The sequence below is a fragment of the Nostoc sp. UHCC 0302 genome, assembly GCF_038096175.1.
Lineage (GTDB): Bacteria > Cyanobacteriota > Cyanobacteriia > Cyanobacteriales > Nostocaceae > UHCC-0302.
Genome location: NZ_CP151099.1, coordinates 4,072,747 through 4,096,548 on the forward strand (window position 1 = coordinate 4,072,747; position 23,802 = coordinate 4,096,548).

Below are 23,802 nucleotides of genomic sequence, written 5' to 3' on the forward strand. Positions count from 1 at the left end.
GTATTTATTCTCCTCCTGTTTTCCCTACTCCCTTGCTCCCCTTTCTTCCTCATCCCCCTCATTCCCCTACTCCCTACTCCCTACCCCCTGTGTTCAACATTCTTGAGCTAATTCCAAAATTTTATACAGAGAACAAGGAATTTATTGACAACCTGCTCTCAGGCGGGTTGCCTGCTATTTTACCTGCTATTGTCAGCTTTTTCTGGTGGCTGGCATGGCGCGATCGCCAACGACGTATTCCCCATCCAAGTTTTGCTTTTGAGGTGATTAAACCTCAAAGCCCAAGTCTGATGCAACGGATTCTTGGTGGAGATAGCAAAGACCCTTTGGCAGACCGGAATATAGCTTACCAAAATCGGGTGGCACATCGCAGTATCCGCAGGGAACTGCAACAGCAGTTAGAAGAACACCGCTGGCTGTTAATTGTGGGGCGTACGGGAGTCGGGAAAACTAGAGAAGCAGCGGAATTAGCCCAGCATCTCAACCAAGCAGGCTGGACGGTGCTTTACCTCAAGCCAAATGAATGGTTAGATATTCCAGCACGGATGCCAACAGAAATAGGTGGCGATCGCAAGTTATTGTTTTTCTTGGATGACCTTAACCAGAAAATGCATCGCAGCCATCAGGAAATATCTCCAGAAGCTGAAAAAAGTCAGGTAGAACGGTTTACAGTACCGTTGCAACATCGCTTGCTAGATGCTTTAACTAGATATGAATCATTTTGCGGTAAAGCAGAAATTCGTGTGATTGCTACGGCGCGGAATGAACGACAACCTGATTTTCCTGGGGAGGCCAGCGCTTGGGAAAAATTGCAATGGGATAAATATCCCAAGCTGTGGCAGCAATTTCATATTTATGAATTACCAGAACCAGAAGACAGGGCAATTATTGAAGTTTTGGCAGCAACTATTCCCAAAACTAATATTCCTGCACAGCCAGAACAGTATCCTGAACTAGCGAAGCGCAACGACGCCACCTTTAGAAATGTAGTAGAGAATCTCCAACATCTGCGAAATGACGGTTTGCCTTTGAACCCCAAAACTTACCGGGAAAGTCTCGGTAAAACTTGGGAAAAGCGCTACCAAGAATTAGTTGAAAGATACCCAGTTAGCCGCTACATTTATGATGCAGTGGACTTGTTGCGGCAATTTGACATTCCACTTTATCGCTTCACGGTGGAGGCAACAGCGCGAATGTTGGCTGGTGGAAATTGCTGGCAGAGGCTATGGTATCATTGGCAGATTGGGATTGCTACCAACTTTTTAATTCACGCTGAACGTATTCTCCAGCCCCGCGATGGGCAAATTGAGGCTAAGGGTAGTCACGTAGAAATTGGAGAATACATCTTGCCTTTGACGCAATTGATGTTACAACTAGCAGATCAACACGTTAAAGAAATACACTGTATACTGTTAAATTTTGGTGTACAGGTAGCGCAAGCAAGTTATCATCAACAGGCAATAGCTTGTTGGGATAAAGCTATAGAAATTCAACCTGATTACTACCAAGCTTGGGGTAATCGAGGCATTGCACTGAGTAACTTAGGACGTTTGGTAGAGGCGATCGCATCCTATGACAAAGTGCTAGAATTCAAGACTGATGATTATTTAGCTTGGTATTATCGCGGTAATGCTTTAGATGAAACTGGGCAACATGAAGAAGCAGTTGCTTCTTACGACAAAGCAATTTTAATCAAACCCGATTTACACCAAGCTTGGAACAATCGCGGCATTGCGTTACGGAATTTAGGACGGCATGAAGAGGCATTTGCATCATACGAGCAAGCGGTAAAATTTAAGCCTGACTTACATCAAGCTTGGGTCAATCGCGGCAATGCACTGAAGAATTTGGGGCGATTTGCAGAGGCGGTTGCTGCTTATGACAAAGCAATTTTAATCAAACCTGAAGATTATTATACCTGGTATAGTCGGGCTAATGTGCTAAAGAACTTGGGGCGATTTGCAGAGGCGGTAACATCTTATGATCAAGCAATCGCTATCAAACTCGAAGACCATGAAGCTTGGTATTACCGGGGTGATGTCTTAGGTGATTTAGGCAAATATCAGGATGCTGTAGCATCTTACGACCAAGCACTTAAATTTAATCCTCAGAAACATGAAGCTTGGTACAATCGGGGCAATATTTTGTTTAACTTGGGAAAATATGAAGATGCAGTAGCATCTTATGACCAAGCCCTCAAACTTCAGCCAGAGAAACATGAAGCTTGGAATAATCGCGGCAATACGCTGTTTAATTTGGGAAAATATGAAGATGCAGTAGCATCTTATGACCAAGCCCTCAAGCTTCAGCCGGAGAAACACACAGCCTGGAAGAATCGCGGCAATGCCTTGTTTAATCTAGGAAGACATGAAGATGCAATTGCATCTTATGACAAAGCACTTTCTCTTAAACCCGATAAACACGAAGCTTGGTATAACCGAGGTAATGCACTGTTTAAATTAGGAAAATATGATGATGCAGTAGCATCTTATGAGCAAGCACTTTTAATTAAACCTGATAAACACGAAGCTTGGAACAACCGGGGATTAGCGCTGGCATATTTAGTAAGATATGAGGATGCGATCGCATCTTATGAGCAAGCACTTTTAATTAAACCCAATGATGATTGCATCTGGTACAACAAAGCTTGCTGCTATGGGTTATTAGAAAATATAGATTTGGCAATCAAAAACTTGCAACAAGCTATCAAGCTGAATCCTGATGAATGTCGAGAAATGGCAAAATCTGACTCTGATTTTCGTAGGATTAGGCAAGATAGACGTTTCCAAGATTTGATTGGTTAATTTGTCATTGGTCATTGGTCATTTGTCATTGGTCATTGGTCATTTGTTAGTAGTTATTCTCGCTCATCTTCCTCATCCCCACTCTTCCATTGCTTACCGCACAATTGGACTACCATGATGGTGTACTAAATACCACTTGCCTCCGAGAAGTTGAAATACATTAGTAGCCGTTGATTGTGCTTCAAGTCTTCTGCCACTAACAACTTGAAATACATTTTCTATTAATACAACGTAAGCAATATTGTCACGTATTTCCGTAGCAATTATTTCTATATTAATTTCTATGTATGCAGTGTTTTTAAATATCTGCGCCCAAGAATTGCGAATTTCCTTCCAACCTCGCAGCACATTGCTTCCAGGATGAATACAAAAACTACCTGTTCCCTGCGACCATACTGCACTCATTGCCTCAACGTCTTTTTTTTCAAAAGCTCGATAAAATGCTTCGTTAGCCGCTAAAACTTCAGATGTCATGAGGATTGGGGACTGGGGGGACAAGGGGACAAAGAAGAATAACAATAATAAATTACCAATGACAAATGACAAATGACAAATTACTAACTTCTTTTAACTATACTAATAGCTTGCAATAATTGGTAGGCTGTGTAGGGTTTGGATAAAAAAGTCTTGATGCCCATGTCATAAGCTGCATTAACTTTATCACTTGAAGCCAGCCCGCTGACAGCAATAATTTTGACTTGGGGGTTAATTTTTCGCAGGGTACGGATGGTAGTTATCCCATCCATAGCGGGCATGACCATATCAGTTAATACAAGAGATATTTTATCTTGATATTCTGCGTATAAAGCTATTGCTTCAATCCCATCACAGGCTGTGATTGCTTTGTAGTTATGGCTTTCTAAAGAGGTTTTTGTAATATCTCGAATGGCAGCTTCGTCATCTACAACTAAAATCAATTCTCCGTTTCCCTTAGGCAATTCTTGTTCTTTTTCTTCTATAGTTTCTGCCGCGTCTTGTGCTGGCAAATACACCTTAAATTGACTGCCTCTTCCCTCATCGCTGTATACATTAATAAAACGTAAGGATTCAGGTGGCAGGGTATTGACAAAGGGGACACTTGAGGGAGAATATCGCAAATATGAACCAAAACCTGCCTCAAGAATTAGATCGAGAAAGCTTGAACCAGTTATCAAAAGAAGAACTGGTGGATATCATCATTGAGCAGAGCAAGGTAATACGTGATTTACAAAAAATCATTTTAGAACTACAGCAAGAAATAGAGCGTTTAAAAATCAGTAGGGATTTAGACAGTTCTAATTCGTCGAAACCACCATCTGGAGACATCCACAAAAAGAGCGAAAACAAAAAGGTACCCCTGCAAGAAGAATCAAATCAACCGAAAAAGAAACCAGGTGGACAGCCAGGACATCAAGGTAAAACTCGTAAGGGGTTTGGCAGAGTAGACCGTTATGAAATCTTACGTCCAAGTGATTGTATCTGTTGTGGTAACAAAGCATTTGCACCCCTAGCAGTAAAAGTAGAAAAACAGGCTGTAGCGCAATTAGTAGAACGTCCCATTGAAATAGTAGAATATCAACGCCATACCTGCGTGTGTGAGTGTTGTGGAAATGTACAAACAGCCTCATGGTCGCCAGATATCGTTCCAGGACAAGATTTAGGAGTTAGATTACAGGCGTTTTTAGGATGGGTAAACAATTATGCACACATGCCTTATGAAAAACAGCAAGAAATGTTGTGGGAACTGGGGCAAATTGAAATTGGGTTAGGAACGTTAGTTGCAACTAATGAACGAATCCAACAAGCGATTGAACCAAGCATTAATGAATTGAGCAATTGGGTAAAACAGACACAACCTAATGTTCATGTGGATGAAACACCTTGGTCAGTCAAAGGGATCAAAGAATGGTTGTGGGTAGTTGCCAATTCTGATTTCTGCCTGTTTACTGCTGCTGACACTCGTTCACGAGCCGAATTATCAGCCATTTTAGGGACTGAATATACAGGGGTACTCAGCAGCGATGATTTTAGCGTTTACAATGGTTATCCAGCTTTTGCCCAGCAGAAATGTTTGGCTCATCTACGCCGACACTTCAAAAAACTAATTATTCTTCCAGGTCTTCACAACCAAGCTATCGGTGAAACGTTTGTTAATTTAATTGATGAAGCCTTTAGGAATTACGCTCAATGGTTTGAGAGCCTTGACTCCTTGGGTTACAACGATTGGGTCAATCAATTTAAATCTAAGTTGCACTCCTCACTTAATCAGTGGATTGACAAGGCAGGAGCTACAGCTGGCAACCTTTTACGTTCTTTGCGTGATAAAGCAAATCAATGGTGGTATTTTCTTGATTATCCTGAAGTTCCTCCAGATAACAATCAGGCTGAACGATCGCTTCGTTTGGCTGTGACAAAGCGTAAGGTTAGCGGTGGTTCCCGTTCAATGGAGCGGTTTCAACACACTGCTAATTTGTTGACTGTGGTACAAACCTGCCGCCGTCAAGGTAGGTCTGTAATTGATTTTTTTGCACAAGCTCTACTGGTTGGTTCTCTTGACTATCAGTCTCGTCCGTCTCTACTTCCTGGATATTAGACCTGAATCCTTACAATAAAACCATCGTGACTTTTAATAATACCAAGTACAGTAGAAAGACCAAGCCCTGTACCTTTGCCAGGGTCTTTCGTAGTAAAAAATGGCTCAAATATCCGCTCTAAGACTTTTGGTTTCATCCCAGTTCCGGCATCTGTAACGGTAACGACAACATAAGCGCCTTCTTTAGCATCAATATGCATTTTGGCGTAATTTTCATCGACTAAGAGATTTTCAGCAGAAATTATTAAACTTCCACCATTGGGCATAGCATCACGAGCATTGACACATAGATTCATTAGCACCTGATGTAGTTGCGTGGCATCAGCAGATACAGTCCAGAGGTTTGGGGAAATTTGGCTGAAAACTTCAATTGATTTGGGGAAAGTCTCTTTAATAATTTGCTGGATTTCGACAATTAAATGCTTTAGTTGCAAAAGGGTACGTTCGCCCTCAAGTCCTCTTGTAAAAGACAATACTTGCTTGACTAAATTTGCCCCACGTTTAGCGTTGGTGATTAATATCGGTAATATTCGTCGAGAACGCTCATCTTGAACTTGTGCCTCTAGAAGTTGTGCTGTCATTAAAATGGGGGCAAGAACATTATTCAAGTCGTGGGCAATACCACTAGCGAGAGTGCCAATACTTTCTAATCGTTGGGCGCGGAGAAATTGAGCTTCTAATTGTTTTTTTTGTGTGATATCAGTGTTAACGACAAGGATTGATTGTGCTTTATTACCAAACTCACGCACTAATGTCCAACGGCTTTCAACAATAATTTCTTGCCCTGATTTTGTTGTTTGTTGTAATTCGCCTTCCCAAGAGCCTTTTTTCATTAGAAGCTTGAGCGCCTCTTGTAATTGAGACAAGTGTTTTTCTTGCCAAAGGTCTGGTATCTTTTTCGTAATAGCTTCTTCTTTTTTCCAACCGTAAACTCGCTCAGCCGCTTTGTTCCAGAATAAAATTTTGTCTTCTAAATCTTGTACAAAAATTGCATCGGTGGCGACATCTAGTAAAGCAGCTTGTTCGCGGATTTTCTGTTCTGTTTGTTTGCGTTCAATGGCGTAGCGGATAGAACGCTCTAATAAAGGCGCAGTTAATTGGCTTTTTTCTAGATAATCTGCTGCTCCGGCTTTCATCGCTTCTAGGTCTATTTCGCGATCGCCCTGCCCAGTTAATAATATCATGGGAGCAGAACAGCCATTGGCTATTGCTTCGCGCAATAGTTCCAGTCCATTGTGCGGCCCCAAACGGTAGTCTACAAGATAAATATCATGCTCGTGTTGAGCGATCGCATTTCTTGCCGCTTTAAAACTATCTATCCATTCCAGGGTACAACCAGCTACCTGAAACTCACTAAACCAATATCGAGTTAAAACATAATCATCCTCATCATCATCTATTAAGAGAACTTTGAGTAGGCTGTTGTTCATTATTGCCTCCCCCTTGTTTATAGCGGCAGTTCCACAATTTCAAACCAATATTTTCCTAAAGTATTTATCACCTCAATTAATGAAGCATAAGTCTCTGGCTTAATAATGAATGAGTTTGCACCTAAATTATAAGTTGTATATATATCTTCTTCTGTACTTGACGTTGTCAGTATTACTACAGGAATTTGCCGCAGTTGTGGGTCAGTTTTAATGTCTTGGAGCGTTTCCAGACCGTTTTTTTTCGGCATATTTAAATCTAGCAAAATCAAGCCAGGACGCGGTGCGCGACTATTATCAGTATATCGCCCGCGATTGTACAAATAATCCATCAATTCTTCGCCATTGCTGACGATATACAGTTCGATTGGCAATTGACTTTCTATCAACGCCTCACGAACCAGCAGACTGTCTTCTTCGTCATCATCAGCCATTAAGATGGTGACGGTTTTCTGCCGAGAATTCACTTTATCTTGTCTCCTTGGCACTAATTATAAATAGAAATTAAGTCTTAAAATCCTAAAAATTATTGGACACAATTGTACAATTAACCTTGTTTTAGGGTCTGTTAGTAATCCCTCTCTAGGAATAAAAATTATGAATGCGTATTTATTGGCAATGTAACAATAAATCTTGCTCCTTGTTCTGGTTTGCTTTGTGCTGTGATATTACCATGATGACGTTCAGTAATTTTTCGGCAGATAGCTAAGCCTATGCCAGTGCCTTCGTATTCATGGCGACTATGCAGACGTTGAAAAACATTAAAAATCCGATCAAGATACTTTTCTTCAAAACCAATACCATTATCTTCTACGATGATTTGACAAAGTTCAGAAACAACAGAAATTTTATCTGATTGGTTACTTAAGAATTCACTATAAATTTTGACAATAGGCGGTACTTGTGGACGGTGAAACTTGAGGGCGTTAACAATTAGGTTCTGTAGCAATTGCCGCATCTGTAGGGGATCAGCTTGAATGGTAGGTAACTCTCCTATCTGCACACGTCCCCCAGTTTGCTGAATACGTACTTCTAAATCAGACAAAACTTCTTGTACAATCACTGTCAAATTAACCCAAACAAAAGGCTGCGCTCTAGTAGTAACTCGCGAAAGTGTCAACAAGTCTTCAATCAATGTCTGCATCCTCAAAGCAGCATTCTGCATTCGTTCTAGGTAGTCGCGCTCTTGTTCAGTTAACTTATCCCCACAGGCAGCTTTGAGCCGCTCACCAAAGGTTTTAATCTTACGCACTGGCTCTTGCAAATCGTGAGAGGCGACAAATGCAAATTGTTGCAATTCTTCATTAGAACGAGCGAGTTCTTGGCGCTGATAAGTTTCTTGTTCTAGAATTTGGCTCTGAGCTAAAGCAATGCCGATTTGATCTGCAAGTTGTCGCAAAAGTTCAATTTCCCAGCTAATCCACTGGCGGGGATGGGCGCACTGATGGGCAATTAACAGTCCCCAAAGTTGATTTTTGATGAAAATCGGAACAACAAGGTTGGCTTTGATGGCAAATTGTTGCAGGAATTCAACGTGGCAAGCTTGTATATCAGCTTGCTCTATGTTGGGAACAACACTAATTCGCCCTTGGTGGTACTTCTGGACGTAACTTTCTGCAAAGCAAGGGTCGATAATCTGCTGCCCAAGCACAACGGGTAAACCAGGAACTACTGCTTCTTGCACCGCGATGAAAGAGCTATTTGACTGGAGGCGCAAAATTAATACACGGTCTGCGTGTAGTAGCTTTTGTACTTCTGTGACACTGGTGCGGAGTATTTCATCGATTTGTAAAGATTGACGAATTTTGAGAGTGACATCAGCAAACAATTGCGATCGCAAGTTTTGCCGTTGTAATTCTGCTTGTACTCGTTTGCGATCGGTTATATCCATCATTACACCAATCATCCGCGCTGGTTGTCCTGTATTATCATAGAGGATATAACCACGATCTAAGATGTATGCATAAGAACCGTTGCTACAGCGAAAGCGATATTCAGTCGTCCAAAATTGTTCCCCGCTAACGGTAACAGCACGTACTGTAGCACCAGTTTTCTGGCGATCATCTGGGTGGATGAGTTGCCACCACCAATCAGCATCGGAATTTACTTGTTCTGTTGAGTAACCAAAAAGTGTCTCTACAGTTTGATTCCACCAAATTTTATTTGTCTGCAAATCCCAATCCCAGATAGCATCATTAGTCGCACGAGCGACTATCTGAAAACGCTCTTCACTCTGACGCAGCTGTTCCTCTGCCAGTTTACGTTCAGTAATATCTGTATGGGAACTTGTCATCCGCACTGCATTATCGTTTTCATCCCACACTGCCTGACCGCGATGTAAAATCCATTTGTAGGTGTTGTTCTTACACCGGACTCGATGTTCATTAGTATAAAACGGAGTTTTTTTGTCAAAATGGTCAGCGATCGCTTGTGTCACCAAGTCGATATCATCTGGATGTACCCTGGTTGCCCATTCATCTAAATAATTAGAAATCTCATGGTCTTCGTAACCAAGCATTTCTTTCCAGCGAGTTGAGAAAAACACCTCATTAGTTTTAACGTCCCAGTCCCAAATCCCATCATTGCTGCCTCGTACAGCCAACTGCCAGCGTTCTTCACTTTTTTTGAGGGCGTCTTCCACACGTTGACGTTCAATCGCTGTAGCTAGAACATTGGCAACAGCTTGTAGAAAATAAATGTCATCTCTGCTAAAAGTGCGCTGTTTGGTTGAATGTGCGCCTAAAATCCCAAAAGGACGCTCTTTGCCATGAATTACTACACTCATACCACTAACTACTTGCTCAAAGTCTTGAACAGTATCCACGTCTGGAAAAAGCAGACTGTAGTCTGGATGCATTTGCATCCCAGTGCTAAGGGTTTCCTGTTGAGCCGATTCTTGTTGCCAACCTACTCCAGCACGTAGCAGTAATCCCTCACCATCTGGCAGTAGTTCCAAAACTTTGCACGACTGAACTTTCAGGCATTGCGATACGATGCTTACGCATGAGTTCATCAGCTTGGTCAAGTCTGTGCCAGCTAGAGCCATTTGGCTGAGTTCTGCCACAATCGCTTGCTGGTTCGCATGAACTTCTAGTGCTTCATCTGCTTGCTTGCGTTTGGTGATATCCATGTCTACCCCAGACATCCGCACAGCTACTCCCTCTGCGTCGCGAAACACTACTCCTTTGCTGGCTAACCAGCGAATATTACCGCTTGGTAAAACAACTCGAAATTCGATGTCGTATTCTACCCCGTCGCGAATAGCTTGCTGATGCGCTCGACTGACGCGATCGCGATCTCCAAGATGAACTAAGTTAAGAAAAGCTGGGTATGTGTCGTTGAAAGTGCCTTTTTCCCAGCCTAAAAGCACATCTAAGTTATCTGACCAAGCAATTTTGTTAGTTAGCAAATCCCAGTTCCAGATGCTCATCCGAGCAGCATCTAATGCCATTCTCAATTGTGCTTCTTGCAGTTGTGCCTGTTCTGTTTGTAGTCGTAATTCCTTAATGGCACGATTAGCTTCGAGTAGCCGGCGTAATCTTTGATGCAAGACTGGCCATTGAAACGGTTTGGTAACAAAATCAGTTGCACCGGCGGCAAAAGCTTGCTCGACAGATTTTTGATCGTCAAGAGCGGTAATCATCAATACGGGTGTATCTTTGCCATCGGGGAGTGCTTGCAATTGGGTGCAGCATTGAAACCCATTCATTATCGGCATTAAAGCATCCAGCAGTACTATATCTGGGTGTAGTTGAGTATAACTAGCTAGCGCCTCTGAACCGTCACTCGCCTCTGCTACCTGATACCCTGCTTCTTTTATTAGCGCACACAGATGTATTCGCGTTAAATCGTCGTCGTCTACAACCAAAATTAAGGGAGAATCTTTTTTAGTCATGAGCTTGAGTCATGAGTCCTTAAGATTTAGCTTAGCTTGTCTGATGCAAAGCTTTTCAATTTTCTGTCAGGTTACTACATGGATTTTTCCTGCACTTACTAACGTATGATCGGGATAATATGGTTAAGGCGATTTCTTAGTAAGTGTTTTTGATCACATCATTTATGTGACAATAATTGATGCTTACTTTAATGTCCAATTTAGCCAAATTTAAATACTATAAAAAATTACCCAAAATTTGAGTTTACCAAATAACCTAATAGCATTTATTACTTGATGGCAAAGTATTTTAACAGTAAATATACGGTGATCAACTTTAAAATTATTAAACAGCACAATTTAGAAGTAAAACAGGTTTTATAGGTAGGTTTAAGAACTAAGCTGTCTACTAGAGTTGTTGGTAAATAAGCCGAACAATGTCTATAACTCAGTAATAGCAGCTATCCCAGCCATTTTACTCAAAAATACTTACAACCTAAATGGTGCAGGTGTTTCAGCAATTTCTAACGTTATTTCCCAACAAGTCTACTTTACCAAGTTAAAATTCGCTGGTGGAATTTTTAATCAAGAATATTGATTAATGACTAAACGCAGGCTTTTTAATAATTCCTGTGTTGTATAGGGTTTAGACAAAAATGTTGTGCGCTGGGCTATTTTATTAATTGGTACTTGTTCGCTTGTTGCTAACCCACTGACAGCTATAATTCCTAGTTTTGGATTGATGTTTTGCAATGTGCGAATAGTAGCTGTTCCATCCATATTGGGCATCATCATATCGATAATTGCCGCACTAATTTTATCTTTATACTGAACATATAGTGTAACTGCTTCCATTCCTTCACTAGCAGTAATGACTTTATAATTATGGGTTTCTAATGAGGCTTTAGTTATCTCTTGAATGGCAATTTCATCATCCACAACCAAGATCAATTCTCCACAGCCACTTGGCATTTCTATATCTTCTACTGGTTGGGAAACAGCTGTATTAACTGCTGGTAAGTAAACCTGAAATTTTGTACCTTTTTCTACAATACTTGATACATTAATAAAACCACCATGACTTTTAACAATTCCCATTACTGTTGATAGCCCCAATCCAGTACCTTTACCAACCTCTTTTGTAGTAAAAAATGGTTCAAAAATTCTATCTAATATTGCACTGTTAATGCCAATTCCTGTATCAGCGACTGTCAAGAGAATGTAATAACCAACATGAGCATCTAAGTACGTGCTGGCATATTTTTCATCAATAAAAATATTTTCAGCAGTTATTGTTAAAATACCACCCGCAAGCATGGCATCACGAGCATTGAGACACAAGTTAATCAGTACCTGATGCAGTTGAGTACTATCAGCACAAACAGGTAATAAGTCGGGCTGAATTTCTGTGTTGACTGCAATTGATTTAGGAAATGTTTGAGCAATAATTTGCTTCATTTCTAAAATTAAATGCTTTACCTGAACCACAGTGCGATCGCCTTCAATTCCTCTAGCAAATGACAGCACTTGTTTCACTAAGTTAGCACCACGTTTGGCATTACTTTCTACTATTGATAGCAGTTGGGAAATACTATGGTCACGATTTTTAGTTTTGAGCAACTGAACTGACATCAAAATTGGTGATAGCACATTGTTTAAATCGTGAGCAATGCCGCTGGCTAATGTGCCTAAACTCTCCATGCGCTGAGCGCGTAAAAATTGCTTTTCTAACTGTCTTTTCTGAGTAATATCGGTATCAACAACTAGAATTGATTTAGCTTGAGAATTTCCATCTTGTACCAGTGTCCAGCGACTTTCAACTATGATGTCTTTCCCAGATTTGCTAGTTCTCTGTAACTCACCTTGCCAAGAGCCATCTTTTAAGAGAGTCTTGTAAATTTCCCGATGTTCTAGCAAAGATTCGCTGTATAAAAGTTCATTTGCTTTTTTACCTATAACTTCTTTTGTCTTCCAGCCATAAAGGTTTTCAGCACTTTTGTTCCAAAATAAAATTTTGTTGGATAAATCTCGCACGACAATTGCATCTGTGGTAGCGTCGAGCAATGTGGTTTCTTTGTTGCTTTGGGATTCTACTTGTTTTGTCAGTTCAAGTAAGTTACGACGAATCTCTAGTTGTTTAATTACTAATCGGCTTAATGTATGCAATGCTTCCACCTGTTTGGCAGTGATTTGGCGGGGTACGCGATCGACTACACACAGAGTTCCGATCGCTTCTCCTTTTTGTGCAAACAAGGTTACTCCAGCGTAAAATCTCACATAGGGTTCACCGATGACGGTTACATTATTGGCAAACCGTTCATCTGCAAGTGTGTCAGGAATAATCAAAATATCGTTTTGCTGGATACAAAATGGACAAATGCCTAGGTTTTTAGGTAATTCTTGTGCATCTATGCCGATTTTGGCTTTAAACCACTGACGATCAGCATCAATCAGATTAATCAAAGCGATGGGCGTGTCACAAATCTGCGCGGCTAAAAATACTAAATCGTCAAATGCTTGTTCTGGTGGAGTGTCAAGAATTTGATACTGAAAAAGAGCCTCCAGCCTTGCTACTTCGTCAGACACTAAAGATTTCATTAAATTTTTCCTAATATTGCTGAATTATAAATTGCCCAACGTGTTATTAGCAGTTCTCTTAATTCATTTAGCACCCAATGTTTAAGGATAGCAACGATAAAACGCTGCCTGATTGTTAAGAGTCTGCTTTCAAGTACCTTATACATCTGCTTATTGTTAGCCCACATGGGAAATTTGCTTTTTGGTCAATTCAGCTGTCACTGGACTTGATAATTCTATAAAGTTATTAATAAGATTATCTCAAAGAGTAAACAAGCAGATAACTTGATCACTTTACTAGTATAGTAATACGCTTTAATTGACAGTGACAGTGCAATTTAGTTAATTAAGTAATTTTACTGGAATATTATCAGATTTACGTTTTTATTAGACTTTTTACTCAGTAGATTAAATGATTGCTACCATAAGACAAAGCCTTAAAATTCAATTTCTGGTTTAAGAGAGTTTGTATCAAAATCTTCCGCACAAGATTCCCCTGCCAGGAATTACGTACAGAAGTTGTGTGTTGAGACTGGGTGTCAAACTAGGGGTGTAAGGGTATGGAGCAGTAAAGAATTAATTCTTTCTCTACACGTCTTGTGCAAATCCCTACGGTGTACACACCAGTTACTCTCGACGCAATTCATGGTTTATCCAATAGCCGAAGAAAACCTTACCCTGATTCTGCTACGCAAAACCTGTCCTTTGCCAAGGAAAGGAACAGGTTTTGAAATACTTTTGACTAATGGGATAACTTGTGTACACAGTAGCCTCCGAGGGGAGGAGTTAAGGAAGATATTCTTACAGGATTACTGAGATTGGTATTCTAGGTTTTAGGAAGCCTTGCAAAATTCACGAGGCAGCGCGTCCCATAGCTGAAATTTTTGACGAGAAACCCAATATCCAATTTACTTTAATTTTACAAACAGTAACAAAAGAGAATTTATTAACCTAATTTACTGCTCTACTTTGCATAAGAAATACAACCAAGATACTGCGGTACTGAAATTGGTGTTTTATCTATCAGCCAGCTTCAAAATTTAAGTTATTTTTTTTGATAGTAAAAGGACAATATATTTAGTCCCGTTCAAAACAAATCCCAACCAGTATCAATTCAGTGTATGACAACTATGCTAGCCTCTCCGATTAAACCAAGAACCGAAGATAGCTTTGCTATAAGCTTTGCGCCATTATCTGTTGACGAAATCTATGCCAGGGCGGACGATTCTGCCAATGGCGCGGTAGTTGTAATGAGTGGAATGGTTCGCAATCAAACCGATGGTAAACCTGTGGTAGCGCTGGAATATCAAGCTTACGAACCGATGGCATTGCGGGTATTTTATCAAATTGCTGCTGATATTCGCTCCTCTTGGACTGATGTAACGCGAGTGGTGATTCATCATCGCGTTGGGCGTTTGCAAGTTGGAGAAATCAGCGTTTTAGTAGCAGTAGGTTGTCCTCATCGCAGTGAGGCTTTTGCAGCTTGCCGCTATGCTATCGACACTCTCAAACATAATGCACCCATTTGGAAAAAAGAACATTGGGAGGATGGTTCTAGCAGCTGGGTGAGTATTGGTGCTTGTGAGCAGTTAGAAGAAAGTTGTTAAAATTCCACAGATAAAGACGCAGATTTAGTAATCTTCTCCTAAAGGGCTGTAGGGACACAAGCAATGCTGTGTCCCTACAGCCCTTTGTAGTTTATGCAAACTAAATGCGCTGTATGTCTACCTATAGCAAAGTGCTGAGTAAAAACCTAGTTACTTCAAGGCTTTGAGCAATAAACACTGTCCTAACCTATATAACTCAGCTATACCTTTAAGAGGTTGTTTGAAAAGTCGCAAAGTATACTACAAACCCCTCTCCAAACCTCTCCCCGAAACGGAGAGAGGCTTTAAAACCCTATTCCCTCGTAGGGAAGGGGGGCTAGGGGGGTTAGGTTTGGGAGGCTTTGATGTTCAAAAAATACTTTTCAAACATTCTCTAGTACTTAGTTTGCGTACTTCAGTTTTATTGAAATCTGTTGTAAGCTCAATGACCAAAGCAGAATGCGATCGCCTCTGTTGGCAAATGTCCTTTTCAATTTAAATCTGCTGAAACTGCTCGAAGTGTTTCTACTTTAAGCTTATCTCTGGTACTAGAGGTTCCTTGAATTGTCAGAACTGAACAGGGAGCATGATGCAATACATAATTACTGACGCTACCCATAAAGAACTCACTAACTCTACTCACACCACGACGACCGACAATAATTAAGTCAGCATTCCAAGTATGAGCTATCTCGCAAATTAACCGACCAGGATCACCGAGTTTCTGTGCAAAGTCAACTTTAACACCTTGTGCGATCGCCTCATGGCTTAGTGATGTCAAAAATTTCATTCCCGATTGCTTTAAAGCTTCCCACTGATCTACATAGTATTTCACACCACGAGTGTGAAAAGTTACATACATATTATCTTTTTGCTTAGTGGAAACATCATTTGAGTAGTCATCATCAAAAGGTGATATCACATGGAACAAGAGCAATTGAGCATTAGTTGCTAATGCTAGAGATAGAGCTTGTTCAAAAACATAACGGTAATTTTCGGTATTGTTGATTGCCACCAAGATTTTACTAAACATAGCTAAAAATCCTTAATTATGAATTATTAATCTCACTTAGCCCAAAGGCAACGTTAGAGCTTATTCTTGGGTGGTTTGATTGAGCCGTACTAGCATAGTTAATTTTATTATTTTCAGCATAGTTACTGAATTTAACGTATTAACTATTTGCTTATAACTTCTATAATTCCCTTTATATAAAAATAATTTGAGGAACTTGTGAGGAAGATATAGCCAAATAACAGTTGTAGTAATAAATCAAAAACTATGTATAAATATTACAAGAAGAGTAAGAATTTTTACGTTCCTCACAACTTCCTCATATTTCAGAACTATAGTAAAAATATAAACAGCTTGTTTTAAGTACCTACGGGCTTATCAAGTGGTTGCCCTGATTTGCAATAACATTTTTATAACAAGATTTAAGAAGAATATGAATTACTGCCCTTGCTGTTCCGGCTTACTTTTACAACATATACGCAGTGGCGAAACTTACTGGTTCTGCCGCGAATGCTGGCAAGAAATGCCAGTATATAATTGGAAAAATTCCAGTTCTTTAGCAGAGACCGTCATAGGAAAATTACCTAGAAATTCGCAGACAGAGAAATTAAAAAGTACTCCAGCTTATCTGAGTAAACGTCAATCTATCTCTGGGTGGATTGGAGTACAAGATTTATCTGCCTGATATCAAATTCTCAGAAATTAACTGAGTATAATTTAGTAATTTGTGTTTTAACAAAAACCTAATAGATAATGCGTGGCTGTCACCTACTTAGAAGGTGTCAGCCTCCACAGTAATAAAAATCATATTTTGCACGGAGACAATCAAAGGTTTGAACTTTGCTAGGTTTTGTACCTTATGATTATACGTTGAGTAGCTGCGGCTTTAATTGAAGGTGTCACAGATGGGAAGAAAGAGAAAATAGGAGATTGTCTGAAACATAGCTCCAAAAGGTGGGGTTTTTTCTAGAGCTGATTAATATTAAGTAAAATTATTGAAATTTGGTATAACTTGATATAACATTAGTATGTACTACTGGCTTTAATCATCTCGTTTAAAACCCTCGAACTAATTCGAGGGTTTTTTATTTTATTTGCCATTCAGCTAAAAACCACAGCTCTCCAAATTCTTTAAGAATTCGGAGAGCTTGTTTCTCGCAAATGATGTAGATTGCTAGAGATATTTTAGCTTTTAGGGGCAATTTCAATCATCTTCCCAGTATTCACGATCTAGGAGGTCGATAATCCTGTCTCTAAGCAAAAATTCGTTTTTTTCTAACTCAAGCTCAAAATAAGCCCAGTCACGAGCAGGAATGTATTGACAGAGAGTATAAATTGGCTGCTGACGGTTAACAAGCCCTTTTTTAACAAGTTGACTTGTTTCTTCCTTGATTACGTCGATATGATATCTAACGGTAGTATCCATAGCTTATTCCTTCGCTTTTTATCAAGGAATTAAGAGTGTAAGACAATAACTTATTTAGCTATACCTTTAAATTATCAAATAATTTAAAAGGAAATCATGAAGAAACGAAACATTAATTCTTGATGTAAGCTATGTGTGTAAGCCAGACACTTTTTCACTCTCTAAGATACCTCCTTTAGAGGTATTGTTGTAAAGTAATAAAATGGCTTTAACAATCTAGGATTCAATAAATCACAATTTAGAATGCAATTAGCCAAAACTTGGAGCTAAGGCTTATTTAGCTCAGGAATTATTTGATTTTTAATTGTTTATAGCTTGTGAGTTTATCTACCATATTTCATCCATTAGAGGACATCTACGATGAGCCTAAACATTGATAAAGTGCGTGAATATTTTCCTGCTTTAGCTGGTGAATGGACTTTTTTTGATAATGCTGGCGGGTCACAAACCCTGAAAAAAGTAGTAGATAGAATTAGCGAATTTCTCTTGACATCTGATGTGCAATTAGGTGCTTCTTATGAGATTTCCCAACTAGCAGGCGAACGTTTAGCGTTAGCAACTAAGGGAATAGCTACTTTAATTAACGCCAAGTCTCCTCAAGAAGTGGTTATGGGGCCATCTACTACAATGATGTTGAAAGTTCTGTCAATTTGTTTAGGTCAGACTTTAACATCTGGTGATGAGATTATTGTTACTAACTGCGACCATGAAGCTAATATCGGGGCTTGGGTTGCTTTAGAAAAACAAGGAGTGAAGATTAAAGTTTGGCAAATTCGCCCAGATACTTTAGAACTGGATTTAACAGATTTAGAATCATTGATGAGTCAGCGCACAAAACTAGTAGCTTTAACTCACGCCTCAAATGTTTTGGGAACTATTAACCCAATTAAAGAAATCGCGGCATTTGTGCATCAGCGAGGAGCAATGATTTGTGTAGATGGTGTAGCTTATGCCCCACATAGATTAATTGATGTTCAAGATTTAGATGTAGATTTTTATGCTTTGAGTTTTTATAAAGTATATGGGCCACATCATGCTTTACTCTATGGTAAAGAAGAACATTTGTTAAAATTGCCTGGATTAAATCATTATTTTATTACTCAGACAGATATTCCTTATAAATTCCAGTTAGGAAATGTTAATTTTGAGTTAAGTTATGGAATGTTAGGTTTATGTGATTATTTGAGTGAATTAGCACAAATACATTATGGTAATCAAACTACAACTGATTTGAGAAATCAAATGGTGCAGGCTTTTGATTTAATTAGTATATATGAGGAAAAAATTGGCGATCGCTTACTAAATTACCTCAACTCTAAACCGAAAGTGCGTGTAATTGGTCAATCAAAAGCTAACCGCAAATCTCGCGTTCCGACTATATCTTTTATAGTAGATGGAATTCACAGCTCAACTATCCCAGCGAAAATTGATCAACATCACATTGCGATTCGCTATGGAGATTTTTATGCTAAACGGCTAATTGAATACTTGGGGTTAGCATCGCAAGGTGGAATAGTGCGCGTGAGTATGGTGCATTACAATACGCTTGAGGAAGTTGACCGCTTGATTGAAGCTTTTGAGCAAGTATTTTAATAAGAAAGAATTCAGGAGTCAGGAGTCAGAATTCAGGAGGAACCAGTGCAGTCTTCTCCCAAGGGGAGAGGCTAGCGCCTGCCGTAGGATGTCCGAACGCGAGTGCGTCTCCTTTAGGAGAAGGGCTGTAGGGGTCTCCCCAAATGGAGCAACTTGGGTTCAGAATAAAGCCATGAATTTTGTATGGCTGGGGTGTAAGTCCTACACAAGTAACGAGAAAGGTTTTAAAAAATGCTGTTACTCCTGCTCAACTTTCTTAAACTCCTGATTAGGTTTAAATTTCCGACTATTCAGGAGATGACAACAAAGGAATTGGCTAACTGGTTATCAAACCCTGCAAAGTCACAGCCATTACTGGTAGATGCGCGAAGTCAAGCAGAGTATGCAGTCAGTCATCTCAAAACAGCAGTGCGTATTGATGCGATCGCACCTGATTTAACACCACTTTTGACAGTTTCAAAAGACACACCAATTGTTGTGTACTGTTCCGTTGGCTACCGCAGCGCTATATTAACCCAGCAGCTTGATGCAGCAGGTTTTGAGTGCGTTTTTAACTTGAGCGGGGGGATTTTTCAGTGGGCTAATGAAGGAAGACCCATTTTTAAAGATGAACACCCAGTAAAGCTTGTACATCCTTATGATGCAATATGGGGAAAACTATTGAAAGCTGATTACCATGCTTAAAAAAGATAAAGCTCTACCTGAATACTGAAACTATAAAAAGCGAAGCTAAATTTAATGCTTCCGGGGTTTTTTCACTATATAAAATCACCCAGCTATGCTTTCACCTACAGTTCCACACTGCTAATTAATCGCGCAATCTCTCTCCCTCTCCTTTATTCATATCCAGCCTGACATCCTGATTCAAACCTGCTTTTTGTTGCTCTGCGACAGATGAATCTTTGGGAGGAATACCCAATTGCATACGAGTATTACGCCATAGCAGCTTCAGGTCTGCCAACTTATGTCCTGGTGCTGTATACCCATAAGCACGGTATTTATTAGGCTGTACTTTTCCTTTTTGCTGTACAAACGCTGTAAACGCATCCGTCCAAGCGTCAAACTCTTGATAAAAATTTGGTTCAGATGGTATATCTTCAGCTTGGTTATCGCTGTACTTTTTACCATGACCAATTTGAGCATAACGCCAAAGGCGATCGGGAACTTCAATACCGCTGTAACGACTTTGCCAAACTAGAGGCGCGTAGGCATTCCGCTCATTTTCAAATGGCTCTTGCTCTGGATTGAAGTATTGTTTGTGCTTCAACAAGCGAGGACGTTCATCTTCACCCATTTCATCCCCTCCGCCATCGCCATAACAGAAAAAACCAGCTGTGCGCCCTTCTAAGTGGTTCAAGCTCAACTCTTCCCACTCAGGTGAATGTTCCAACGCCATTGCTTTTTCTGGATCTTTATGTCCAATTAGGTCTTCCTGGGGATTTCCACCGTTCATGCACACTAATCGGTCAAACATTAATTTTAGGTTGCTACTAGGAGCATACCAGTTGATCGGGCCAATAATTGCCCAAGCATCGGCTAAGTCTAAGCGCGAGTACATATCCAGATCCCACATCAAATCTGGTTCAGCTTTATTATTAGGTTCGTAACAGTTGCATGGCCAAACACAAAGCGCCATCGAAGTAGATGCACAGGCGTTACAGCTTTGAATTCTGGCGCGGGCGAATACATTGCCCAAGTCTTCATAGTCAATTTCCCAATCTTGGGGTAGGCGTTCTGCCATACGTAGCATGAGGGTGCGTGATTTGGAGTCAACGCCAGGACAGTTGTATTGACGGCGATTTGAGCCGGAAATGATTAGCACGCGGAAAGGGCGTTGCTCAGGTGGAAGTTTGCCATTTTCATCGTTTGGTTTCATGATTTTGCCCTTAGAGTCTTTCAATGATTAAGTTAATTTTTAGAATTGCAAAGCATACAGCAGTGGGAAAAAATCGAAGATTTTTCCGCTGGCAGCTTTGCTTACTCATGCGATCGCTACTGTAATTATTTACATTCAACCGGACTTTCTAGATATATAGAATCCATCTTCGGTAATAAGCCTCAGTATCAACTTTTAAAGCAGTAATATCTTGTTGAGGCTTACAACAAATCAATGAACTTAAAAGACGAATTAGATAAAACGAATAGTCACTTTCACAGACGCTATGACCTTGATTGGTTAAGAGTGCTGGCGGTGCTGTTACTAATTTATTTTCACGCTGCCGCAGTTTTTTACCAAGGGGAATTGGGCGAGTTTTATATTAAAAATAGCTTGCTTAGTCCTTCTCTTGGATGGTTTGTTTTCTTTGTCCATCAGTGGCATATGCCATTATTTTTCTTAATTTCGGGTTCTGCGACTTGGTTCTCTCTTCAGTTGCGATCGCCAATGCAATATGTTAGCGATCGCTTGAAGCGGCTACTCATACCCTTCATCTTTGGCACGTTGGTGCTGGTTCCTGTGCAAGTCTATTACAAACTTCTCAGAGAATATAAAAATATTGGTTCTTATTTAGATTTTTACCCACAGTTTTTTAATGGAATCCGTCCCCAAGGTAATTTTGAATGGGCGCACCTGTGGTTCGTAATTTACCTATTTGTGTTATCGCTAGTTACTTTACCGCTGTTGTTATTCTTTAAAAAAGATTCAGTTCAGCCTTGGTATTCTCATATTGCAACTTTTATCAATCAGCCAGCAGCTATTTTTTTACCTGCTCTACCACTAGCTGTAATTGAAGGTGCATTGCGGCCTAGATGGTTTGGTTTTCAAAATCTCTATGATGACTGGGCAAATTTGTTGCTTTATCTTCATTACTTTGTTTATGGCTTTCTCTTGTGTTCTGACATGAGATTTAGGCAAGCGATTGCTCAATCTCTCAAACTGATGCTGTTTCTAGCAGTGATTACTATGTCTGTAATCTTAGGAATACAGGTAACTAATATCCTCCCTGTCCGTGGCTACTCTTGGGGATATATTCTCTATCAGATGTTGCGGGGCTGTAATTCTTGGTTTTGGGTAATTGCCATACTTGGGCTATCTCAGCGATACTTAGCATTTAATAATAGGACTTTGCAATATGCTGCCCAAGCTGCTTATCCAGTTTATTTGCTGCATCAAACAGTTTTAGTAGCGATCGCTTTTTATGTAGTGCAATGGAATTTGAGTATACCAAAAAAGTTTTTAATTATTAGTACAGCCAGCATTGTAGTCACGATTGCTTTGTATGATTTGTTGATTAAGCGCTTCAACATTGTCCGATTTTTATTTGGACTAAAACCCGTTGACGTGAAGCAAGTAGAATAAAAGCAAGGATAAAACTACTTAAGTTGGATGTCTCAAGTTTCGATTGTCATTCCTACTTTAAACGAAGCAACTAGCTTAGAGCGCACATTGCGCCAGCTGACTTTACTTAATCCGCCTGCCAAGGAGGTGATAGTAGTAGATGGTGGCAGCGAAGATCAGACGGTAGAAATTGCCAAGCAAGGCTTTGAGTCATTCAATCAGACGCTATGTGTAAAAGTTCTATCATCTGAACGGCGTGGGCGTTCTATTCAGATGAACTACGGAGCATCCGTTGCAACTGGAGATATTCTTTGCTTTCTTCATGCAGATACTTGCGTTCCAGATGACTTAATTGCTGTCATCGAGCAAACCCTAACAAAGCCAACCGTTGCTTGTGGCGGATTCATTTCTTTGATGGCAGGTTCTCAAACAACTCGCTGGGGCATCTCTCTACATAATTATTTAAAAACCTATTACGCACCACTATTATTTAAACCTCACCTGTTTTTTAAAGGATTGCGTCTGTTGTTTGGTGATCAAGTAATGTTCTGCCGTCGGATTGACTTTTGGGATTGTGGTGGATTTGATGAGACATTGCCGATTATGGAGGATGGCGATTTATGCTTGAAACTTGTGAAAAAAGGACACATTTGTCAAGTAAACCGCATTGTTCAAAGCTCAGATCGTCGTGTGGCCAAATGGGGTAGCTGGAAAGCAACAGCAATTTATCTCTATATCGGGATTTTGTGGGGAATTGGTGTTGATGCAAATTACCTGAAGCAGTTTTATCAAGATATCCGCTGATTTAAGCTCCAATCATAGTAGAGATAAGAAATCGGTTTTGAAGCAGTCAAGGGTAAATCTGCTTTCAAGTAAGAGCGGATATATTCTGGAATGGAGGGCGCAACCTTCAAAAAGTCTTGACGATACCACTTAAAGATTTTGCTACAGTAGAGCGTTTGACTCTGAGTATCGTAACGAACTTTTTCAGGATTGTTAATAAAGCGATGAGCATCTTCATCTAACTGATTGATAACTTGCTCAGGAAAGTAAGCTCCTCGACGCAATAAGGGACAACCAACAGAAGCACAGACAATTGCAAAATGAATTCGTGGCTCTTGCAGTTTATCTCGCAAAATCTGATTCTCGATTTGAGCTAAGCTGTAACGCTTGCCAAAGATGTAATATGCTCGGCGTTGAAAGAACCACAGAAAAGCCAGCCAGTTGGGAATTCCTAGAACTTGTGGACGAATCGACTCAAGCGGGTATCTCTCTAAAATTGTAGAAATGGTAAATGCATTGTAGAGATTAATCCACAATGCTAATTCCTCTAAAGGGTTGAGATTAGATTCTAGATGCACTTGCTTTTTGCTCGATAACCAATCAGCAAGCGCTTGGGGCTGCTCTCTTTTCCACGCAACATAGTCTACATGACCCAGTTCATCAACATACTGACGAAGTAGCGTATCCCAAATTTCAAAATCAATCATTTTGAAGAAGAATAGAGAATTCAGCAATTTTTGACTATAGGATTCATACCAATTTAAAAAAAGAATGTGGCAAATAGACCATTTGTAGAGACGCGATTTATCGCGTCTTAACCCAAGGATATGTTGCAATCATTAATTGAATTGGTATCAGTAGTGGCGTGGCA

General features: G+C 40.0%; 17 protein-coding genes and 2 pseudogenes. 9 read left to right on the top strand and 10 right to left on the bottom strand.

The window, feature by feature from the left end:
* The first annotated feature begins 89 nt into the window (after positions 1–89).
* Positions 90–2,804, top strand: coding sequence for a tetratricopeptide repeat protein (locus tag WKK05_RS17615; protein ID WP_341530877.1), 2,715 nt, complete (start codon positions 90–92; stop codon positions 2,802–2,804).
* A gap of 93 nt (positions 2,805–2,897) precedes the next feature.
* On the opposite strand, the gene WKK05_RS17620 is transcribed toward WKK05_RS17615, so the two are convergent.
* Together WKK05_RS17620 and WKK05_RS17625 are read right to left on the bottom strand one after the other, a co-directional pair.
* Positions 2,898–3,278: a nuclear transport factor 2 family protein gene (locus WKK05_RS17620; protein ID WP_341530878.1), complete on the bottom strand. Its 381-nt coding sequence runs from the start codon at positions 3,276–3,278 to the stop codon at positions 2,898–2,900.
* Positions 3,279–3,361: 83 nt separating this feature from the next.
* Positions 3,362–3,841: pseudogene (locus WKK05_RS17625) on the bottom strand (response regulator); the annotation flags it as partial.
* A gap of 62 nt (positions 3,842–3,903) precedes the next feature.
* Between WKK05_RS17625 and WKK05_RS17630 the strand changes: the two are divergent.
* Positions 3,904–5,376, top strand: coding sequence for an IS66 family transposase (locus WKK05_RS17630; protein WP_341530879.1), 1,473 nt, complete (start codon positions 3,904–3,906; stop codon positions 5,374–5,376).
* A 14-nt stretch (positions 5,377–5,390) separates the two neighbouring features.
* Here WKK05_RS17630 and WKK05_RS17635 read toward each other — a convergent pair.
* The 3 genes and pseudogenes from WKK05_RS17635 to WKK05_RS17645 form a co-directional block, all read right to left on the bottom strand.
* Positions 5,391–6,806 (bottom strand): annotated as a pseudogene (locus WKK05_RS17635) (PAS domain S-box protein); the annotation flags it as partial.
* Positions 6,807–6,823: 17 nt separating this feature from the next.
* Positions 6,824–7,270 (bottom strand): response regulator, encoded by a 447-nt coding sequence (locus WKK05_RS17640; RefSeq protein WP_341530880.1) that lies wholly within the window; start codon positions 7,268–7,270, stop codon positions 6,824–6,826.
* Between the two features lie 128 nt (positions 7,271–7,398).
* The gene (locus WKK05_RS17645; RefSeq protein ID WP_341530881.1) at positions 7,399–10,698 is read right to left on the bottom strand and encodes a PAS domain-containing protein; all 3,300 of its coding nucleotides are present in this window, start codon (positions 10,696–10,698) and stop codon (positions 7,399–7,401) included.
* A gap of 397 nt (positions 10,699–11,095) precedes the next feature.
* Here WKK05_RS17645 and WKK05_RS17650 point away from each other — a divergent pair, with 397 nt between their 5' ends.
* Positions 11,096–11,275 carry a hypothetical protein gene (locus WKK05_RS17650; protein WP_341530882.1) on the top strand — a complete coding sequence of 60 codons (180 nt, stop codon included), beginning with the start codon at positions 11,096–11,098 and terminating at the stop codon, positions 11,273–11,275.
* On the opposite strand, the gene WKK05_RS17655 is transcribed toward WKK05_RS17650, so the two are convergent.
* Positions 11,263–13,275: an ATP-binding protein gene (locus WKK05_RS17655; protein WP_341530883.1), complete on the bottom strand. Its 2,013-nt coding sequence runs from the start codon at positions 13,273–13,275 to the stop codon at positions 11,263–11,265. The two genes, WKK05_RS17650 and WKK05_RS17655, sit on opposite strands and share 13 nt — an antisense overlap.
* Positions 13,276–14,375: 1,100 nt before the next feature.
* On the opposite strand from WKK05_RS17655, the gene WKK05_RS17660 reads away from it, so the two are divergent.
* Positions 14,376–14,861 (top strand): molybdenum cofactor biosynthesis protein MoaE, encoded by a 486-nt coding sequence (locus WKK05_RS17660; protein WP_341530884.1) that lies wholly within the window; start codon positions 14,376–14,378, stop codon positions 14,859–14,861.
* Positions 14,862–15,330: 469 nt separating this feature from the next.
* Here the strand turns inward: WKK05_RS17660 and WKK05_RS17665 are convergent, their stop codons facing one another.
* Positions 15,331–15,873 (bottom strand): universal stress protein, encoded by a 543-nt coding sequence (locus WKK05_RS17665; RefSeq protein WP_341530885.1) that lies wholly within the window; start codon positions 15,871–15,873, stop codon positions 15,331–15,333.
* A 412-nt stretch (positions 15,874–16,285) separates the two neighbouring features.
* Here WKK05_RS17665 and WKK05_RS17670 point away from each other — a divergent pair, with 412 nt between their 5' ends.
* The gene (locus tag WKK05_RS17670; RefSeq protein ID WP_341530886.1) at positions 16,286–16,537 is read left to right on the top strand and encodes a hypothetical protein; all 252 of its coding nucleotides are present in this window, start codon (positions 16,286–16,288) and stop codon (positions 16,535–16,537) included.
* A gap of 519 nt (positions 16,538–17,056) precedes the next feature.
* Here WKK05_RS17670 and WKK05_RS17675 read toward each other — a convergent pair.
* Positions 17,057–17,278 (bottom strand): DUF4327 family protein, encoded by a 222-nt coding sequence (locus WKK05_RS17675; RefSeq protein ID WP_341530887.1) that lies wholly within the window; start codon positions 17,276–17,278, stop codon positions 17,057–17,059.
* A 360-nt stretch (positions 17,279–17,638) separates the two neighbouring features.
* Between WKK05_RS17675 and WKK05_RS17680 the strand changes: the two genes are divergently transcribed.
* Both WKK05_RS17680 and WKK05_RS17685 read left to right on the top strand, forming a co-directional pair.
* A complete protein-coding gene (locus WKK05_RS17680) occupies positions 17,639–18,871 on the top strand; it encodes a cysteine desulfurase-like protein (protein ID WP_341530888.1) in 1,233 nt (410 codons plus the stop codon).
* 297 nt (positions 18,872–19,168) lie between these two features.
* Positions 19,169–19,555: a rhodanese-like domain-containing protein gene (locus tag WKK05_RS17685; RefSeq protein ID WP_341530889.1), complete on the top strand. Its 387-nt coding sequence runs from the start codon at positions 19,169–19,171 to the stop codon at positions 19,553–19,555.
* A 124-nt stretch (positions 19,556–19,679) separates the two neighbouring features.
* Here the strand turns inward: WKK05_RS17685 and WKK05_RS17690 are convergent, their stop codons facing one another.
* Positions 19,680–20,747: an NAD(P)H-dependent oxidoreductase gene (locus WKK05_RS17690; RefSeq protein WP_341530890.1), complete on the bottom strand. Its 1,068-nt coding sequence runs from the start codon at positions 20,745–20,747 to the stop codon at positions 19,680–19,682.
* A 234-nt stretch (positions 20,748–20,981) separates the two neighbouring features.
* Between WKK05_RS17690 and WKK05_RS17695 the strand changes: the two genes are divergently transcribed.
* Together WKK05_RS17695 and WKK05_RS17700 are read left to right on the top strand one after the other, a co-directional pair.
* Positions 20,982–22,169, top strand: a complete 1,188-nt coding sequence (locus tag WKK05_RS17695; protein WP_341530891.1) for an acyltransferase family protein — start codon at positions 20,982–20,984, stop codon at positions 22,167–22,169.
* Between the two features lie 27 nt (positions 22,170–22,196).
* Positions 22,197–22,952, top strand: a complete 756-nt coding sequence (locus WKK05_RS17700) for a TIGR04283 family arsenosugar biosynthesis glycosyltransferase (protein WP_341530892.1) — start codon at positions 22,197–22,199, stop codon at positions 22,950–22,952.
* On the opposite strand, the gene WKK05_RS17705 is transcribed toward WKK05_RS17700, so the two are convergent.
* Positions 22,937–23,638 carry a DUF547 domain-containing protein gene (locus WKK05_RS17705; protein ID WP_341530893.1) on the bottom strand — a complete coding sequence of 234 codons (702 nt, stop codon included), beginning with the start codon at positions 23,636–23,638 and terminating at the stop codon, positions 22,937–22,939. The two genes, WKK05_RS17700 and WKK05_RS17705, sit on opposite strands and share 16 nt — an antisense overlap.
* Positions 23,639–23,802 lie beyond the last annotated feature (164 nt).

What these genes read in the sequence shown, in the direction of transcription:
- WKK05_RS17670 (WP_341530886.1), top strand. Translation starts at nt 16,286, where the DNA reads ATGAATTACTGCCCTTGCTGTTCCGGCTTACTTTTACAACATATACGC.
- WKK05_RS17665 (WP_341530885.1), bottom strand. Translation starts at nt 15,873, where the DNA reads ATGTTTAGTAAAATCTTGGTGGCAATCAACAATACCGAAAATTACCGT.
- WKK05_RS17630 (WP_341530879.1), top strand. Translation starts at nt 3,904, where the DNA reads ATGAACCAAAACCTGCCTCAAGAATTAGATCGAGAAAGCTTGAACCAG.
- WKK05_RS17620 (WP_341530878.1), bottom strand. Translation starts at nt 3,278, where the DNA reads ATGACATCTGAAGTTTTAGCGGCTAACGAAGCATTTTATCGAGCTTTT.
- WKK05_RS17660 (WP_341530884.1), top strand. Translation starts at nt 14,376, where the DNA reads ATGACAACTATGCTAGCCTCTCCGATTAAACCAAGAACCGAAGATAGC.
- WKK05_RS17675 (WP_341530887.1), bottom strand. Translation starts at nt 17,278, where the DNA reads ATGGATACTACCGTTAGATATCATATCGACGTAATCAAGGAAGAAACA.
- WKK05_RS17705 (WP_341530893.1), bottom strand. Translation starts at nt 23,638, where the DNA reads ATGATTGATTTTGAAATTTGGGATACGCTACTTCGTCAGTATGTTGAT.
- WKK05_RS17680 (WP_341530888.1), top strand. Translation starts at nt 17,639, where the DNA reads ATGAGCCTAAACATTGATAAAGTGCGTGAATATTTTCCTGCTTTAGCT.
- WKK05_RS17690 (WP_341530890.1), bottom strand. Translation starts at nt 20,747, where the DNA reads ATGAAACCAAACGATGAAAATGGCAAACTTCCACCTGAGCAACGCCCT.
- WKK05_RS17685 (WP_341530889.1), top strand. Translation starts at nt 19,169, where the DNA reads ATGACAACAAAGGAATTGGCTAACTGGTTATCAAACCCTGCAAAGTCA.
- WKK05_RS17655 (WP_341530883.1), bottom strand. Translation starts at nt 13,275, where the DNA reads ATGAAATCTTTAGTGTCTGACGAAGTAGCAAGGCTGGAGGCTCTTTTT.
- WKK05_RS17695 (WP_341530891.1), top strand. Translation starts at nt 20,982, where the DNA reads ATGAACTTAAAAGACGAATTAGATAAAACGAATAGTCACTTTCACAGA.
- WKK05_RS17700 (WP_341530892.1), top strand. Translation starts at nt 22,197, where the DNA reads ATGTCTCAAGTTTCGATTGTCATTCCTACTTTAAACGAAGCAACTAGC.
- WKK05_RS17645 (WP_341530881.1), bottom strand. Translation starts at nt 10,698, where the DNA reads ATGACTAAAAAAGATTCTCCCTTAATTTTGGTTGTAGACGACGACGAT.